This is a genomic window from Leptospira tipperaryensis (assembly GCF_001729245.1).
In the GTDB taxonomy this organism is placed as follows: domain Bacteria; phylum Spirochaetota; class Leptospiria; order Leptospirales; family Leptospiraceae; genus Leptospira; species Leptospira tipperaryensis.
Window position 1 is genome coordinate 2773593 of the sequence record NZ_CP015217.1, and the last position, 16261, is coordinate 2789853.

Genomic DNA, 16261 nt, shown 5'->3' on the forward strand with positions numbered 1-16261 from the left:
AAATGAAAACGGGGAAGACGGATCTAAAATCGCACGAAACAAATCGCAGGAGCCGAAAGAATTTTATCCTTCCAAAGCCGTAGTAATCGTAGAAACCAACTCCCTTTCATCCCAAGGTTTTTTGAGATAAGAGCGAAGATTGATTTCTTTTTTCAAAGCTTCAATCGAAGAATCATCCGCGTGACCTGTAACTATCACTTTTTGGATGTCTGGATATTTGCTGTGAACCTGTCTTAAAAATTCATCCCCTTTCACGTTAGGCATCAACCAATCGGAAATGATAATAAGAATTCTAACGTCTTCGTGAACCAACTCTTCGATGATCTGCCAAGCCTCTCCGGCGTCTAAAGCCGTTTCGTACCTGTACCCGTCCCCGAGGTGACGTTTCACCTGAGATTTCATGCTCATTAGTATCAGAGCTTCATCGTCTACAAAAAGAATTGCCTTATCCAACTGAGGTACTCACCTATTTAATTCGACTCGCCTAATAGTAAAAAAACGCAAGGCGTTACACTATTTGGAAAAAAAATAATGGCAAGTCAATTTTGGAAAAAAATGACAAACCCCTTTTAAAGTGAAACCTGAGGGATGGGAAGAATCTCCGGAGAAGGCTCCATGATATAGTAACCCTGACAATATTCCACCCCTAATGTACGAACCGTGTCAAATTCTTCTTTCCCGGCTACGAATTCCGCGATGACCTTGGCACCGATTCGATGCGCCATTTCCGTCATTGCAGAGGTAAGAAGAAAAGGAGTCTGACTGAGGTGAATTCCTTTGATAAACTTTCCGTCGATTTTGATATAGTCGGGATCGATCTCCATCAATCTTTCGAAATTGGATTGATCCACTCCGAAGTCGTCGATCGCAATCTTACAACCGCACTCCTTGAGTTCTTTGATCGTTTCCAAACCTCGATCTCCTCCGGCGAGCCGATCGGTTTCCAAAATTTCAAGAGTCAATCTTTCCGGAAGAATTCCATAGTGTTGCAGACGACTTACGACCCAAAGGACAAACCCTTTTTTTTCTAGATCGGATTCCGAAATGTTTACGGAAAAAGAATATTCGGGATGTTTTGAAAAATAACGAAGCGATTTTTCGATCATGATCGGAGTCAGAAGTCGAATGATCCCGGTCGATCTTGCGATCGAGATAAAACTCGCGGGTGAATAGACTTGATCTCCTTCTTGGATTCTCGCAAGACATTCAAATTTTGTAATTCTTTCGAGTTTGTTGTCGTAGATTCCCTGAAAATAAGGAATCACGTTGCCCGCGTTGATCGCGTCGTTCAACTTTCTTCCGAGGATCAGGTTGATCTGATACTGATCCCCTTCCTCCATCGAATTGGAATACTGCATGAGTTCGAGTTCTCGGTTTTGAGCCGCGTTCATCATAGCAATTCTCGCCTTATAGTATAACGCCGTATAGTCGGTCGCGACTCCGATGGAAACGTTTACACGAAAAGAAATTCCGTCGGCTTCCAGATATTCCGATCTTAGAAGAATCCGAAATGCCACAAGAAGAGAATGGAATTTGCTTTCTTCGAGATCGGAAAGGACAGCGACCTCGTCTTGATAGAGGTGAAACAACCTTCCGGACTTTCCCAAAAACGTAGAAAGAGAATTTAAGAATTGGCTAAGGACCTTGTGATAGACTCCGACTCCGAAATGATGGGTCGTAGAAGTGGAGGATTCGATTCGGATAACGGAAAGTGTGGAAGGAATTTTCAGGACTTCCCTTTCGTCCAGAGACCTTCGTAAACTCTCCAGATTCGGGAGTTCAGTTTCTCTGTCATAGAGAAGGGTCTTTTCCAATTTCTGATTGAGATCCAAAAGAGAGACGTCCTTAAAATAGGATTTGAGCGCCTCTCGAATCGTAAGAATCAAGTCGTTGGAATCCCAGGGTTTGGAAAGATATCGGTATAAGTTTGCGTGGTTCAACGCGTTTCCCACCGCGTCGGCGGACGCTTGCCCCGTCAGCATGATCTTTCGGATATCCGGATTTCGATTGTGGATTCGGATTAGGAGTTCGTCTCCTTTAACTCCGGGCATTACCTGATCACAGATGATGACCGGAATATCGATCCCGCTCGCCATATATTCTTCCAGAATTTCCCAGGCCGACTCCGCGTCTTCCGCGGTTTCAATATCGTATTCTTTACCGAATGCGAGTTTGAGTTGTTCTTTGAGTCCCCTCAGGATGATCAATTCGTCGTCGACTAAGAGTATGACGGGTTTAGAATCTCCGCTTTCTTTCTTAGAAATTTCGTTTCCGTTCATTCATAATCCTAAAACAGTGTTTCATTTAACATTATACGATAGGCGGAACGATTTGTGATTGGAAATTTATTTCCAAAAAAGTAATTTTAATCTTTCGCCGATTGTAATTTTAGAAAATCGGAAGAATTCATTCTTCCAACTTTCGTTCCCAAATTCACGTTAGTTTTTTCTAATGCCGAATGCCCAAATCGAACAGTCAAAGTTCTTATATTTGACAACCGGGTCTGTAATTATACTCTTCCCCGTAGAACGCCAATTATTTTTTTATATTCCCATTAAATCTGGAAGGTTTTGATGCTCCTTGTTAATTTTGAGAACGAAAGAGAAATTAGTTTACCCGAAAATTCCACTCCTCAGAGCCTGTTAGAAATTAGCTTAGCCAATGGAATCCCTCACACACACGCTTGTGGAGGAAATGCAAGATGTTCCACATGCCGTGTCTTAGTTTTGGAAAATCCTTCCAATTTATCGGAGCCTCAACAAAAAGAAAAGGATCTGTCACAAAAGAAAGGCTTTCCTGAGTCCGTTCGACTCGCGTGTCAGGCAAAAGTGTTAGGAGACGTTCGAGTTCGAAGAATCGTTTTAGACGACGAGGACTACAATCTTACTATTCCAGGATCGGCTACGATCTCCGGAGAAGAAAAAGAAATCGCGATCCTATTTAGTGACATTCGTGACTTTACTAGTTTTTCGGAATCACATCTTCCTTACGACGTGATCCATATTCTCAACCGTTATTTTTACAAGATGGGTGATATCGTTTTAAAACACGGCGGGAAGATCGACAAATATATCGGAGACGGACTTATGGCCCTCTTCGGAGTAGACGGAGGTTCCGCGGAAGAAGTTTGTATCAGCGCTTTGCGTGCTGCAAAAGAGATGGAACTCGAACTCTATTCTCTCAACGAATATCTAAAATCTCATTTTCATATCTCGTTTCGAATCGGAGTCGGGGTACATTATGGAAGTTGCATATTAGGACAACTCGGACATCCGGCTAACATGTCTTTTACGGCGATCGGAGATTCCGTAAACATGGCGAGTAGAATCGAGTCCAAAACAAAAAAGGCGGGAGCGACCGTTCTCGTCTCGGAATCGTTATACGAACAGGTTCGCGGTCGAGTTCGTAAAGGAAGAACCTTTTCCACAAAACTCAAGGGAAAAACCGGAGATTACAAACTCTACGAGATCCAAGAGATTCTTAAAAAAGCGAGTCTCAATACTTGGGAAGAAGCCAGAAACTATCTCAGAAAGATCATCCTCGTTCGGGAAACCGGAAGTTGGTTAAAACTCGTCTATCATATCGCTTGTCTCTTTGACGAAAAAGAAAACTGGCTTGGACTCGGCGCGGCCGCCCACTTTCAAAACTTCAGAACTCTTTCCGAAAACCAAGACCTCGTCGCAAATCTGGATCGGATCATCGAAGCAAAAGAAACCTTCTCTCAAAAAAGCGAAACCTCGTATTCACTCGCGGACTTCTTGGCGCTAGCAGGCGCGGTCGCTCTCGAAAAATCAGGCGGCCCAAGAATCAACGTCGAATCTGGAAGACAAGACAAATCATTTGATTCCATACGACAAATTCTTCCTCTCGGAATGTTGACTCAAAAAGATCAGTTGCCTTGTCTTGGAAAGATGAATCTCAACGTGCAGGATTTAGTTACGATCTCGGGCGCACGAACGATCGGATGGTTGGGCGCGGAATCTTTTACCGCCAATCCGTATTATTTCGACAACAGCTATTTTCATGTTCTCTTAAAAGCCGGGCTCGAAGGACCGCTTCTCATTCCGAACGACCGGGAACTTTTGAAAAACGACGAATCACGAGCCCTCGTTTTGGAATACGCCCTCAATCAAAATAAATTCTTCGAGGATTTTACTCGGACTTATTTGAAACTAACGACTTAAAAGAATTCTTTGTAATTTTTTTCTTGAACGAATCGGAATCCTCTCTAACTTGATCGATCGACCCTTTCCCGATTCTTTTATACATACAATTTCAGGAGTTATAAATGCAAAATGAAAATCAAAAATTCTCGATCGATGCAAAAGGGGAAGATCTATTCCTCATCTATCTAAAGAACGTCTTTTTTACCTTCATCACCTTCGGCGTTTATTATTTCTGGGCAAAGGTAAACACTCAAAAATTTGTTCACAGACACGTTCTATTTCAAGGTCAACGGTTTGATTATCACGGAACGGGTAAGGAAAATTTTATCGGTTTTATAAAAGCTCTCGGAATCATCGTTTTAGGATCCCTTTTCGCCGCAGGAATTTACTACGTCGCCTCTCTCCTCGGAACCTGGGCAAGGGCGCTCGTTACCATCGCTCTTTATATCGGAATTTTATGCGTCATTCCCTACGTCATCATCGGTTCCAAAAGATATTTTTTAAGTCGTACTTCGTTTAACAATATTCGATTTCGTTTTAGCGGAAAAGTGGACGAATTGATCAAAATTTTTATTCCGAACGCGCTTCTGTCAGTCGTCACTCTTGGAATTTATTCCCCATGGTTTATCAATCTTCTGGAAAAATTTCGAATCGAAAAATCCCATTTAGGAAACGCGGACTTTCAATACGACGGAAACGGTAAGGATTTATTTTTTATCTATCTCAAAGGAATCTTTTTCACGCCGTTTACCGCGGGAATTTACTTCTTCTGGTTTCACGCCAATGTTCACAACTACGTCTGGAATCACACAAAGTTTCAAGGAATCTCTTTTCGTTCCGAACTCAGAGGCGGAACGGTTTTTGTAAACTCGCTTATCGCAATCGTCTTAGTATTCTTCACTCTTGGAATCGGAGTTCCTTGGGCTTATCTCCGAGGTTTAAGAATCGTGATTCAATCCTTAACCTTGGATTCCGCTCCCGATCTATCGTCCATTCAGAGCGTGAGAGATCCGAACGCGAGCGCGTTGGCGGACGGAATATCCGAAGCAAGCGAGGCGATCGGTAGCATCTTCGGCAATTAAAAAGAATGCCCGATCTTTATTACGACGGCAAATCAGCCATTCCGGTTCCGGGAAATCTAATTTCCAAGGAGACCGGTTTGGTTTTCGAATCCTCGGCTTCGACTCCAAAAACATTCCATTTTTCTTATAAACAAATTCAATCCCTCGAAAAACTGGGAAACGAATACAGACTGGAACTAAAAAGCCAGAACGAAGAAGAATCCGATCCGATTCTTACCTTTGAATCCAAAGACAAAGCGGAGCAGATCAAAAAAAACAGAAGTAAGACGTTTGGAGACGGTTTTGGAGGTTTGATCTCTCGATTCTTACAACTTCCAAATTTGTATCAGATCCTCATCGCGGGAATTTTGGCGTTTGGAATCGGTTATCTTCTTTTTACAAAACTCGATCGACTCTATATTTTTGTTCCTGAATCCGCAGACAAATCTCTGGGAAATCTGATCGGGGAAAGGTTCGAAGCGAACTATTCCGAATGCAAAAATCGAAAACTAAGATACAGCATAGAAAAAATTACTAGAACAATTCTTCCTAAAAAAAGAAAAGATCAATATTCGATCCATGTCTTACGAAGCGCCGATATCAACGCGTTTGCGCTTCCGGGCGGAAAGATCTACATTCTTTCCGGACTGATTCAAGAATCAAAAACCCCGGAAGAGATCGCCGCGATTCTCGCTCACGAAATTTCTCATGTGGACGAAAGACACGGAATTCGACAGTTGATTCGTTTATTAGGAATTTCGATTGTAATCAAACTCGCGATCGGACTCGGGTTTGACGATATCGGTTCTTTGGAAACGATCACGGAGATCGTCAATACTCTCACGATCTTAAGATACTCGAGAGAATTTGAAGAGGAAGCCGACACAAACGCGTTTGAGATTCTTAAAAAATCGGGGGTCGGAGTGAAGGGCTTTATCGATTTTTTCGAAAGGGAAGAAGCAAAACTTGTCTCGGACAAAAAACCGCAGAGCAAAAAAAATACCAAAAAAGAAGAGAAGGATTGGGATCCGGCAAAAATCTTAGATTGGTTCAGCACACATCCTGATAATCAAACTAGAATTCAGAAGGCGAAGGAATTTTCAAAGGGTATTAGAACTCGAAAGAGAGAAATTCAAATAGAGAATTGGGAAACGATTCGGGAATCCTGCTCCGAATCTATTTGATTTCCTCCCAAGGAAAAAGCTCATGCACGGTGTTGCCTAACGCACGATCGAAACTTTCAAAGGACTTTAAAATTTCCTGAAGCAAGGCTTCACCGCTATTCGGATCACAGGCTTGTGCCTGATTGTTCTCGAGAAGATTCGATTCTAACTGCGTATCTTTCATTTTTTTTCCAGAGTCTTTTTTTATCATAATACATAAAGATTAGAGGGAAAAAACCGACAAAACCAACGAGACAAAATCTTTTTTCTAAGACAAGACGGGAAATTATTCTTAAATCGATTCCCAAATTTTTTCACACTCAAAAGTATGGGAGAAGATGGTCCAGTTTCAGCCGATACTCAATTCTCTCAAAAGTTACGAAGCGGGCAAACCGATCGAACTCGTGGTTCGCGAATTCGGAATCGATCCGGAAAAGGTGATCAAACTCGGATCCAATGAAAATCCCTTCGGCTGTTCTCCGGCGGTCGTAAAAGCGGTGCAAGACTTCGCACCGAAGATGTCCTACTACCCCGATGATTCTTATCTCGATCTCAAAAATTCTCTCGCTCAAAAATTCGACGTAACTCCGGATCGGATCATTCCCGGAAACGGAAGCGATCAGGTTTTAGACTTTGCGTGCAGATGTGTCTTGGCTCCGGGAGATTCGGTTCTTATCAATCGAATCACGTTTGCGATGTATCGGATCTACGCCCTCCAGTGCGGCGCAAAAGTCCACTCGACCGAAACGGTTCCGCACGACCTAAGCGCATTCTTAGATTTAGCAAAGGTCGTAAAACCTAAGATTTTGTTTTTATGCACCCCCTCCAACCCGGTCGGAGACGCGCTTTCCAAAGCGGACGTCTACGAGTTTTTAAGACAACTTTCCCCCGATACGTTAGTCGTCATTGACGCTGCTTATATGGAATTCGGAAAACAAAAGGATCCGGCAAAATTCATTCCCGCAAAGGAAGTTACGGATCTTTTTCCAAACGTCTTTTATACGGGAACTTTTTCGAAGGTCTACGGTCTCGGTGGAATGAGAATCGGCTATGGAATCGGGAATGCAGAGTTGATCAAAAATATTTATAAGATGCGTCCGCCCTTTAGCGTCGCCAATCTTTCCGCGCTCGCGGCAACGGAAGCCTTAAAAAACGAAGGTCACGTTGAAAATTATCTTAGAACCAATTTAGAAGAAATGAAACGTTACGAAAAATTTGCAACCGAACAGAGTATAGAATTTATCGATTCTTATGCGAACTTCATTACGTTGTTTGCGAGAAAACACGGAAAGTCCTCAACGGAAGTCGCCCAGTCGCTTTTACGAAAAGGGATAATTCTAAGAGATCTAAAAAGTTATGAACTCAATGCGATTCGAATCACAATCGGAAGACCGGAACAGAACGAAAAAGTCTTCGAAGCCTTAAAGGAAGAATTCCTATAAGAATTTTATAATTTTAGAATACGATTTTGCGCGAGTCCGAAAGTCTCACACCCGAGTTCGCGAAACCTTACCGAAAATGTAAATTAGATCTCAGAAAAAATCCGTCGGAACAACGACGAACCTCCGTGAAAGTCGCGCGCCCCGCCCTGATCTTGGGTGGAGGGGTGAGGTGGCGGGAAAAACTCGGGCCAAACTTTCCTCTATCAGAAAATCAAACTTCTTGCAAGTAAAAAGTCTTCCCTTTTCTTTCGTCGGAACTCCGACAAAAATTCTCATTGGGATCCAAATTGCATCTCAAACTAGCGAGTGAGGATAAAACAAGATCCCTAAAATTAAAAGACGGGTCTGCGTCGACGAACACAACGAATTTGTAACCGAAACGCAATTCTCCCTTTAAAAAAAGGGTTTAGAATTTTCTAAAAATACACGAAACGAATACTAAGCCTGAGAGGTCTTATCTTCGAAAGGAGGAAACATGTTCAACTCGGAAGCAAAACAAAAACAAACGAACTCGGCGATCAAAAGAAGTTCCAAACATTGGAATGCTGAATTTCAAACACAGAAAAACGAAAAAGAAACCAAAGATAATTTTTTAGAAACTACAAGTAAACAGTTTAGAATTCGCCCCGAACTCTACGACAAATAATCAGCGTCCCTTCTTCCAAGGCGTTTTTTCCCAAACCTTCTCCAGATATTCTTTGAGTTTTAACTCCATCCCGTTGCCGGTCGGAAAGTAAAAACGCGGAGGTTGTTCCGCTATCTCATCCGGGAAATAATTTTGTTCCTTAAAACCACCGAAATCGTGCGGATACACGTATCCTTGCGAGGCGCCTTCCTTCTTATGAAGAAAGGTGGGAGCGTTTCTGAGACGATTCGGAATTTTGATTCCGGTTCCATGTTCCCTTACAAAAGAAAGCGCCGCTCCGATCCCTTGATAACTCGCGTTCGACTTTGGACAAGAAGCAAGAAACGTAGTCACGTGTGCGAGAATCAATCTTCCTTCGGGCATACCGATCGCTTCGAGCGCGTGCAAACCGGAAACTGCAAGAGGCAGACCGTTGACCGAAGCGTTTCCGATATCCTCGCTCGCGAGAATGATCAGTCTTCGCATAATAAAAAGCGGATCCTCTCCGCCTTCGAGTAAAACGGCAAGATAGTATAACGCGGCGTCGGGATCGCTTCCTCTTACGGATTTGATAAACGCTGAGATAACGTCGTAGTGGGATTCTCCGCTCTTATCGTATTCGATCACTCGACTTTCCAAATATTCTTCGATATCGGTTTTTGAAATTTCGGACTCGGGAGGAAAACTAAAACTGATTCCTTCTAAGTTGGAAAGAAGTTTTCTTCCATCCCCTCCGGAGAATCGAATGAGAGTTTCTTTCGCTTCGTCGCTGAGTTTGATCGGAGGTGAAAGATTGGAAAGGCCTCTTTCCAAAAGAGAGGATTGTTCTTCCAAACTCAAGGGTTCGATTTTAAGAATTTGACATCTCGATAAAAGAGGTCTTGTGATTCGAAACGCAGGATTTTCGGTCGTGGCTCCGATAAGCACGAGGTGACCGGTTTCCACACCTTTCAAAAGACTATCTTGTTGCGAAGCGCTGAAACGATGGATCTCGTCCAAAAATAGTAAAATTGTTCCTTCTCTTTCCGCTCTTTCCAATAATTTTTTGATCTCGGCGACTCCGGTCGAAACTGCGTTGTATTCGACATACGGAAGATTCCATTTCCTGCATAGAATGCCGGCTAACGTGGATTTTCCCGTCCCCGGAGGACCGTAAAGAATGATCGAAACGGGAGAACGATAGTTTACAAGTTGTTTAGTAGCACGGGATTGGCCGATCACTTCCTCAAAAGAAGAAGGACGAATCTTATGAGCCAAGGGAGGAATCGGCTTTTTTGTAAAGAGATCGCTCAAGCGGATTCCAATTCGTTTCGAATCTTACGAAGACAGGTTCTAATCGTTGCGTTGCAGACGTCGCAGGCGCTGTGACAACAAACCAGAGATTGTTCTCGGATGTTTCCTTGCAGAATGTTTTCGATCAGCGCCGAAATCCGAATCGGAAGATCGAATAGATCCAAGTTCTCGCGGATGACCTCTTCTCTTGTTTTAGGAAATAAATTAGGCTGATTGGTTTCCAAAAATTCGACCTTGATTACAATCCATTCTTCTTATCATAAGACTGCGACAAAACGCAGAAGGTTTACATTCCGCCTCCGACCCAACCGAATTGGATCAGATAATAGAATACTATAAACCGAGGAATTCGAAAAAGACAACCCTGAAAAAAAAGAACATATCTCATTTTCATCGCTCCCGCCGCGAGAGAAACCCATGAATACGGAAGCGGGGTCAGAGCCGCCAAAACCACGGCCCAAAATCCGTAACGATGCAGGTAGTGTTCGAGTTTTTGTTCGTGCTTTTTTACAAAACTCGCAACACCTTCGATTTTAGGCAGAAGAATTCTTCCGGTTAAATACGAGATCGTTCCTCCGATCAGACTTCCGATCGAAGCCGAAACGATGACAAGAATGGAATTCAATTTTCCGGCGACCGCGATCATCAAAAAAACGTCGGGTGGAATAAAAACGTGCAAAGAATCCGCGAGAAGAATTCCGATCCCAACTCCGAAAACACCTGTGATTTCGATAAACTTCTGCGAAACCGCAAGGACCGGTTCGGGAAAAACTCTCGCGAGGAACACAACTCCCAAAACGAGAATTACGATTCCGACTAACGTTTGGCGAAATAATTTACGAACGACTCGATCCGGCTCTTTATCCGGAACTTCTTCATTTTCTGTGGAACATTCTTTCGAGGTCATCTCTGCTCAACTTAACTAAGGTAGGTCTTCCGTGCGGACAACGGGAGGGATTTTCACAATAACTCAATCGGTTTAAAATTTCAGCGAGGATCGGATCGGAAAGATGATCCCCCTTTTTGATCGCGGACCGGCAAGCCACACATTTCGCCATAAGATCGTATAACTCGGGTTCGCTGGATTCTTTTCCTTCGGTTCGGTTTAAAAAATCGAGAATGATTTCTTTTTCCTGGCCCGGCTCCATATAAGCGGGAATTTCCCTTAACACGACGCTGTCCTCTCCTAAAGCGTCTAAGAATATTCCAACTTCCTCATATTCTTTTCTTCGATTTAAAATGTCTTCTTGTTCTTGTTTGGAAACGTCGATTCGAATCGGAGTCAAGAGCGGCTGAATCCCGTAATTCTTCTTTTCGAGTTTTCTCAAAACTTCTTCGTAACGAATCCGTTCGTGCGCAGTATGTTGATCGATGATATAAAAACCGTCTTCCGCTTCCGCGAGAATAAAAGTCTCAAACAAAACGCCGAAATGTTTTTTAGGAATAAAAGAAGAATGTTTTACAACGTTATCCGTCAGAGCGTTCAAAGAAGCTCCCGGTCCCATCTGATCCAGATTAAAACCTTCCTGACGAGGAACGTCCGCAAACATATCTCGGCTCAAAAGAGGGCTTTGTCCGTTTCCGGCAGGAGAATGCGCCTGATAAAGAGAACTGCTTTTAAACGCCTCCGGCATCGGTCTTAAGAGACGTTTCTTGAGTTCTAAAAAACTGACCGGCGTGCTCGAACGAAGTTCCTTTTGAATGAGAGTCAAAAAGAATCCGTTGAACCCTTCTTCGTCTAAAAAACGAATTTCTTTCTTAGCGGGATGAACGTTGACGTCCACTCGGGAAGGATCGATTTCAAAAAATAAAAAACAATACGGATGTCCGTTCGGAGGAAGGAGCTCGTCATAGGCTTTTTTTAAGAGCACGGAACTATATTTGATTTCGATAGGACGCCCGTTGATAAATAAAAACTGACCGGTTCGATTGGACTTATAAAAATCGGGATCGCTGATATAACCGAAGGCCTTGATTCCTCCGCGTTCTAAACTCACTTCCAAAAGATGATCTCGGAAGTTTTCACCAAAAAGATCGATGATTCTATCTTTTTTATTCTCCCTCGCCGGAAGCACATAAACTTCCTTTCCGTCTTGGAACAAACGAAAACGAATGTCCTCTCTCGCCAAAGCTTGAGTCGTAACACGGTCTCGAATTTTTTTATCTTCGGAACGAATCGATTTTAAGAATTTTCTACGAACCGGAGTATTGAAAAACAATTCTTCCACGAGAATTTTAGTTCCCGTAAAACCGGGAATTTCTTCTTTCTCTGAAATTTTACCGCCGATCGACTGAATCTTCCAAGCGGTCTTTTGATCCTTTGTTCCGCTTTCTAACGTTAGGCGAGAGACCGAGGCGATCGAAGCCAGCGCTTCCCCACGGAATCCGTAACTCAAAACGGTTTCCAGGTCCCTATAATCTTTGATCTTACTCGTCGCGTGTCTTTTCAGAGCCGGTTCTAAATCCTCGGGATCGATTCCGAAACCGTTGTCTGTGATTCTTAAAAGAGAAAGTCCGCCATCCTTGGATTCGATGTCGACTTGAGTAGCGCCGGCGTCCATAGAATTTTCAATGAGTTCTTTGACGACTGAGTGAGCCGATTCGATGACTTCACCCGCAGCGATTTGATTGATGAGTTCGGGGCTGAGTTCCCTGATTTTTCCCATGGACTTGATTCCAGTCTCGGGAGCCCGAGCGTCACTGTCAAGGACGGGAACCCTGGAATTCTACATTTTTCCGACATCTTCTATCGGAAACCCAAACTTCCATTCTTATCCGGAATCAAATTCTCAGTCGAAATTTACGTGTAACTCGAAAGAGATCGTGGGCTCTAAAACTTCAAGTTACAAACTGCTATAAATCAAAAATGAAAGCAAAATAGTTTTTTTCAAAGTGATAATTACGATCCATTCTTGTTATAAGAATCCCTAATTTATTTAACTACATTATATAATGTAGATATAATCTTTTTCATTTAAGTCTTGTAACAAAAAGAGATTCGAATTCTTTTTCGTAAGGATTGTTTTTCAAAGAACGTCCATTGCAAAGAAAGGTTGTTTTAGAATTCTTATGTTCGAATTTCCAATTCTCCGTGAAAAATATTTACTGAAATTAATAAATGAAATTCATAAAACCAGAGATCCATCCAAATCATCTGATTCAAATCAAAACCTTCCGGCATCGGCGCAAGAATCTATTGGAGAATTCGAAAAATCAAAATGAACTTCCGGAAAGAATATAATCTTGAAAACTTTGTAAGACTTTCTTTGGATCTGATCTCGATTCAAAGATTGGACGGAACCGTCCTCCAAGTAAATCCTTCCTTTGAAAGAATCCTCGGATGGACCGAGCAGGATCTCCTCGGGAAAAATCCGTTTGATCTTTTGCATCCCGAAGATCTTGAATCCACACTCAAAGAAATCTCGAAATTGAACCAGGGAGTTCCGACCATTTCCTTTCAAAATCGATACCGATGCGCGGACGGAAAGTATAAATATTTTGAGTGGTCTTCCTTTCCGGATCTAAAGGCCGGATTGTTGTACACCTCCGGCCGCGACATCACCGAGCTTGTCGAATCCAATCGAAAAATCAGTCAACTCGCCGCAGAGCTCAAGGAAGCAAACGATCGTTTGTTCGAACAAGCCTCGACCGATCCTCTGACAAAGATTAAAAATAGAAGGGCTTTCAGCGAAGATTTGCATTATCTCATTCATCTTACGCAAAGACAAGAAGGCCAAATTTCACTGATGATGATCGACGCAGATCATTTCAAAGAATACAACGATCAATTCGGTCATCCGGAAGGAGATCAGGTTTTGGTTCAACTTGCGGGTCTACTTCTAAAAACGACGAGAGAAAGTGATATCGTCGCGCGTTACGGAGGGGAAGAATTCATAATTGCTCTTCCGAACACATCGGTGGAAGAAGCCATTCCAATCGCGGAAACATTGGCCAAAACGATTCGAGAGTATTCTTGGGAAAAAAAGGGAATCACGATCAGCGTCGGAATTTCGACGATTCAGTTTCATTCTTCCCTGATTGCTGAAAAAATGGATTTCCCGAAATTTCTAATAGAGAACGCGGACAAGGCCTTATATCATTCAAAAGTCAACGGAAGAAATCAAGTAACTCATCACTCACTCATTCCTCCGGACAGTTTGCTTCCTTGTTCTCGTTCAAAGTTCGATTTTACGAATTCGGATTGACTCTTTCAGATTTAAGGATTTTGAAGATGGCTTATAAGAATGAATACAATCTTGAGAAATTTTACAATTACTCCCTGGACTTATTTTCTATTCAGAGAATGGATGGGACCGTCATTTCGGTCAACCCGTCCTTTAAAAGAATTTTAGGTTGGTCCGAAGAAGAACTCCTTGGCAAAAGTCCTTTCGACCTTTTACATCCGGAGGACATTGAAGAATCGGTTCGAGAATTTTCCAAACTGGACAAGGGAATTCCAAAGGCTGCCATTCAAAACCGAGTTCGGTGCTTAAACGGAAATTATAAATATCTTTCCTGGACCGGCTTTCCTGATCTCGAATCCGGTTTGATCTATATCACAGGTCGTGATATCACCGAACTCGTCGAATCTAACCAAAAGATCAGCCAACTCGCGATCGAACTCAAAGAAGCAAACGATCGATTGTTTGAACAAGCTTCAACCGACCCTCTGACAAAGCTTAAGAATAGAAGAGCCTTCAACGAAGAACTAGAATGTCTAATCCATCTCTCAAAAAAACAGAAAGGTCAAATTTCGCTGATGATGATCGACGCCGATCATTTCAAAGCCTTTAACGATCAATTCGGTCATCCTGCGGGAGACCAAGTTTTAGTTCAATTGGCCTCTCTTCTTTCCAAAACATTGAGCAAAGGTGATATCGTTGCGCGTTATGGTGGTGAAGAATTTGTCGTAATTCTGCCTAAAACATCCGAAAGCGAAGCGATCAAAGTCGCAGACAATCTAACAAAGACCATTCAAGATTTTCCCTGGGAAAAAAGAAAAATAACCGTAAGCATTGGAATTGCAACAATCCGGTTCGACTTTTCTTTTTCCCAGACGAAAGATTATTCAAAATATATAATAGACTATGCAGATCGGGCCCTTTATCAATCTAAAATGAAAGGCAAGAATTGTGCGACCCATTCCTCCTCTATTATTTTCTAAAATTGGAATTTCGATCGTTTTTTAAATCGAAAAAACAATAGAATTATCATCAGACATTCTTCTTTTTTTATCAGTTTATGATTTTAATTCTTCTTTGAACGCTTCCTTTAAACAAAGGAGCGACTTCAATCGCGTTCTTAAACTTTCTATTCAGTTTAAAATAGAATAAAAAAGTTTTAGCTAGGAAATCATAAAGATTCTCAGACGATATTTTCAAATTATAATCGAACATGTTTTTAAAATCAAAATTTGAAAAATCTAAAACGACATCGGTTTAAGACTTCCAAAAGATCGTTCGTTTCTTTTTGAAAAAGTTTCCACTCACTTTTTGAAATCGGAAATAGACGGCGTTTAAAAAAAGGAAAACCACCATGTCACGAAAAATTTTTCTTACAATTCCCATCGGAATTGTATTCTTAACCGTGTTCTATTGCACGAAACCAAAGGATTCCAGCAACGAGGACTTATTCGATCTAATCGTTGCCTCCAATCAGATTAGCTCGAGTTCCACAAACGTTTCTTGTCAGAACTCAACGTTTTGTAGAACCTTTATCGCAACAAACAACGGCGCCGGTTACACCGGTAACTTGGGAGGAATCACGGGAGCCGATTTAAAATGTGCTACGGAAAGACCTTCAGGATTGACCGGAACCTACAAAGCTTTCTTAGTTTCCACTGGAACCAGAACGATCTCGCCGGCAAAAATAGATTGGGTTTTGTATGCGAATAAAGAATACAGGAGAAAGGACGGAACTACGGTCACCTTCACGACTAACGCACAGGCTATCGTGAGCGGCAACTTTACAAACGGAATCGACGGAGGAACTCAAACTTTTTTCTGGGACGGACTCTCCGACGCAACTTGGAATGTGGGAAATACCTGTCAGGGTTGGACTTCCTCTTTGGCAGGCGACGGAGGACAAGCCGGAAACACGACCGATACCGCCGCGTTCGGTGCCGGTGCAGGCGGAGCATTTGCCGTAGATACTTGGAATTGCAACTTAGCGCAAAGATTACTCTGCGTAGAACAGTAAATCAAAACTCCGGCATTCGAGTCTTCGCGTGCCGGAGTTCATTCTCCGAAAGGACGGATGATTTTTTGACCAAAAACCGAGTCCTATTTAAAATAGAAAACTAATACATACCAATCTTTGAATATTCTTATTAAAGAATATATTTTTTATTAGATTCTATTCCGGCGTAAACTTGAAACCTGGATCCAGATTCATTTTCGCGTGGAAGAAAATTCAAAAAAAAGTATAAGAATGAAACCCCAACTTGAAAGCGAAACGGACTCCAATTATTCAATCCGGTTTTTTTAGGGAAAGAAAGTTTGTCGGAACAATT

Annotated in this window: 15 protein-coding genes; 8 read left to right on the forward strand and 7 right to left on the reverse strand. The window is 42.3% G+C overall.

Annotated features, from left to right (window positions below):
• Nucleotides 1-63: 63 nt before the first annotated feature.
• A complete protein-coding gene (locus A0128_RS13070; RefSeq protein WP_069607928.1) occupies nt 64-453 on the reverse strand; it encodes a response regulator in 390 nt (129 codons plus the stop codon).
• Between the two features lie 116 nt (nt 454-569).
• Complete coding sequence (locus tag A0128_RS13075) at nt 570-2279, reverse strand: EAL domain-containing response regulator (protein ID WP_069607929.1); 1710 nt, start codon at nt 2277-2279, stop codon at nt 570-572.
• 294 nt (nt 2280-2573) lie between these two features.
• Here A0128_RS13075 and A0128_RS13080 point away from each other — a divergent pair, with 294 nt between their 5' ends.
• The 3 genes from A0128_RS13080 (at nt 2574) to A0128_RS13090 (ending at nt 6411) form a co-directional block, all read left to right on the forward strand.
• The gene (locus A0128_RS13080) at nt 2574-4184 is read left to right on the forward strand and encodes a peroxidase family protein (protein WP_069607930.1); all 1611 of its coding nucleotides are present in this window, start codon (nt 2574-2576) and stop codon (nt 4182-4184) included.
• 104 nt (nt 4185-4288) lie between these two features.
• Nucleotides 4289-5248: a YjgN family protein gene (locus A0128_RS13085; RefSeq protein ID WP_069607931.1), complete on the forward strand. Its 960-nt coding sequence runs from the start codon at nt 4289-4291 to the stop codon at nt 5246-5248.
• Nucleotides 5249-5253: 5 nt separating this feature from the next.
• Nucleotides 5254-6411 carry a M48 family metallopeptidase gene (locus A0128_RS13090; RefSeq protein WP_069607932.1) on the forward strand — a complete coding sequence of 386 codons (1158 nt, stop codon included), beginning with the start codon at nt 5254-5256 and terminating at the stop codon, nt 6409-6411.
• Here the strand turns inward: A0128_RS13090 and A0128_RS22270 are convergent.
• A complete protein-coding gene (locus A0128_RS22270; protein WP_173662772.1) occupies nt 6404-6574 on the reverse strand; it encodes a hypothetical protein in 171 nt (56 codons plus the stop codon). The two genes, A0128_RS13090 and A0128_RS22270, sit on opposite strands and share 8 nt — an antisense overlap.
• 154 nt (nt 6575-6728) lie before the next feature.
• Between A0128_RS22270 and hisC the strand changes: the two genes are divergently transcribed.
• Both hisC and A0128_RS22130 read left to right on the forward strand, forming a co-directional pair.
• Nucleotides 6729-7832 (forward strand): histidinol-phosphate transaminase, encoded by a 1104-nt coding sequence (hisC, locus tag A0128_RS13095; RefSeq protein WP_069607933.1) that lies wholly within the window; start codon nt 6729-6731, stop codon nt 7830-7832.
• 475 nt (nt 7833-8307) lie between these two features.
• A complete protein-coding gene (locus A0128_RS22130) occupies nt 8308-8478 on the forward strand; it encodes a hypothetical protein (RefSeq protein ID WP_156781837.1) in 171 nt (56 codons plus the stop codon).
• Here A0128_RS22130 and A0128_RS13100 read toward each other — a convergent pair whose 3' ends face one another.
• The 4 genes from A0128_RS13100 to mutL form a co-directional block, all read right to left on the reverse strand.
• The gene (locus A0128_RS13100) at nt 8479-9750 is read right to left on the reverse strand and encodes a replication-associated recombination protein A (RefSeq protein ID WP_069607934.1); all 1272 of its coding nucleotides are present in this window, start codon (nt 9748-9750) and stop codon (nt 8479-8481) included.
• Complete coding sequence (locus tag A0128_RS13105; protein ID WP_069607935.1) at nt 9747-9974, reverse strand: hypothetical protein; 228 nt, start codon at nt 9972-9974, stop codon at nt 9747-9749. Before A0128_RS13105 ends, A0128_RS13100 begins: the two co-directional genes overlap by 4 nt.
• Before the next feature lie 62 nt (nt 9975-10036).
• Nucleotides 10037-10657: a YqaA family protein gene (locus A0128_RS13110; RefSeq protein WP_069607936.1), complete on the reverse strand. Its 621-nt coding sequence runs from the start codon at nt 10655-10657 to the stop codon at nt 10037-10039.
• Nucleotides 10626-12416 (reverse strand): DNA mismatch repair endonuclease MutL, encoded by a 1791-nt coding sequence (mutL, locus tag A0128_RS13115; protein WP_069607937.1) that lies wholly within the window; start codon nt 12414-12416, stop codon nt 10626-10628. Before mutL ends, A0128_RS13110 begins: the two co-directional genes overlap by 32 nt.
• 552 nt (nt 12417-12968) lie before the next feature.
• Here mutL and A0128_RS13120 point away from each other — a divergent pair.
• The 3 genes from A0128_RS13120 (at nt 12969) to A0128_RS13130 (ending at nt 15948) form a co-directional block, all read left to right on the forward strand.
• The gene (locus A0128_RS13120; protein WP_069607938.1) at nt 12969-13955 is read left to right on the forward strand and encodes a sensor domain-containing diguanylate cyclase; all 987 of its coding nucleotides are present in this window, start codon (nt 12969-12971) and stop codon (nt 13953-13955) included.
• Nucleotides 13956-13981: 26 nt separating this feature from the next.
• Nucleotides 13982-14914 carry a sensor domain-containing diguanylate cyclase gene (locus A0128_RS13125; protein ID WP_069609284.1) on the forward strand — a complete coding sequence of 311 codons (933 nt, stop codon included), beginning with the start codon at nt 13982-13984 and terminating at the stop codon, nt 14912-14914.
• Nucleotides 14915-15285: 371 nt separating this feature from the next.
• Nucleotides 15286-15948, forward strand: coding sequence for a DUF1554 domain-containing protein (locus A0128_RS13130; protein ID WP_069607939.1), 663 nt, complete (start codon nt 15286-15288; stop codon nt 15946-15948).
• The last annotated feature ends 313 nt before the right edge of the window (nt 15949-16261 follow it).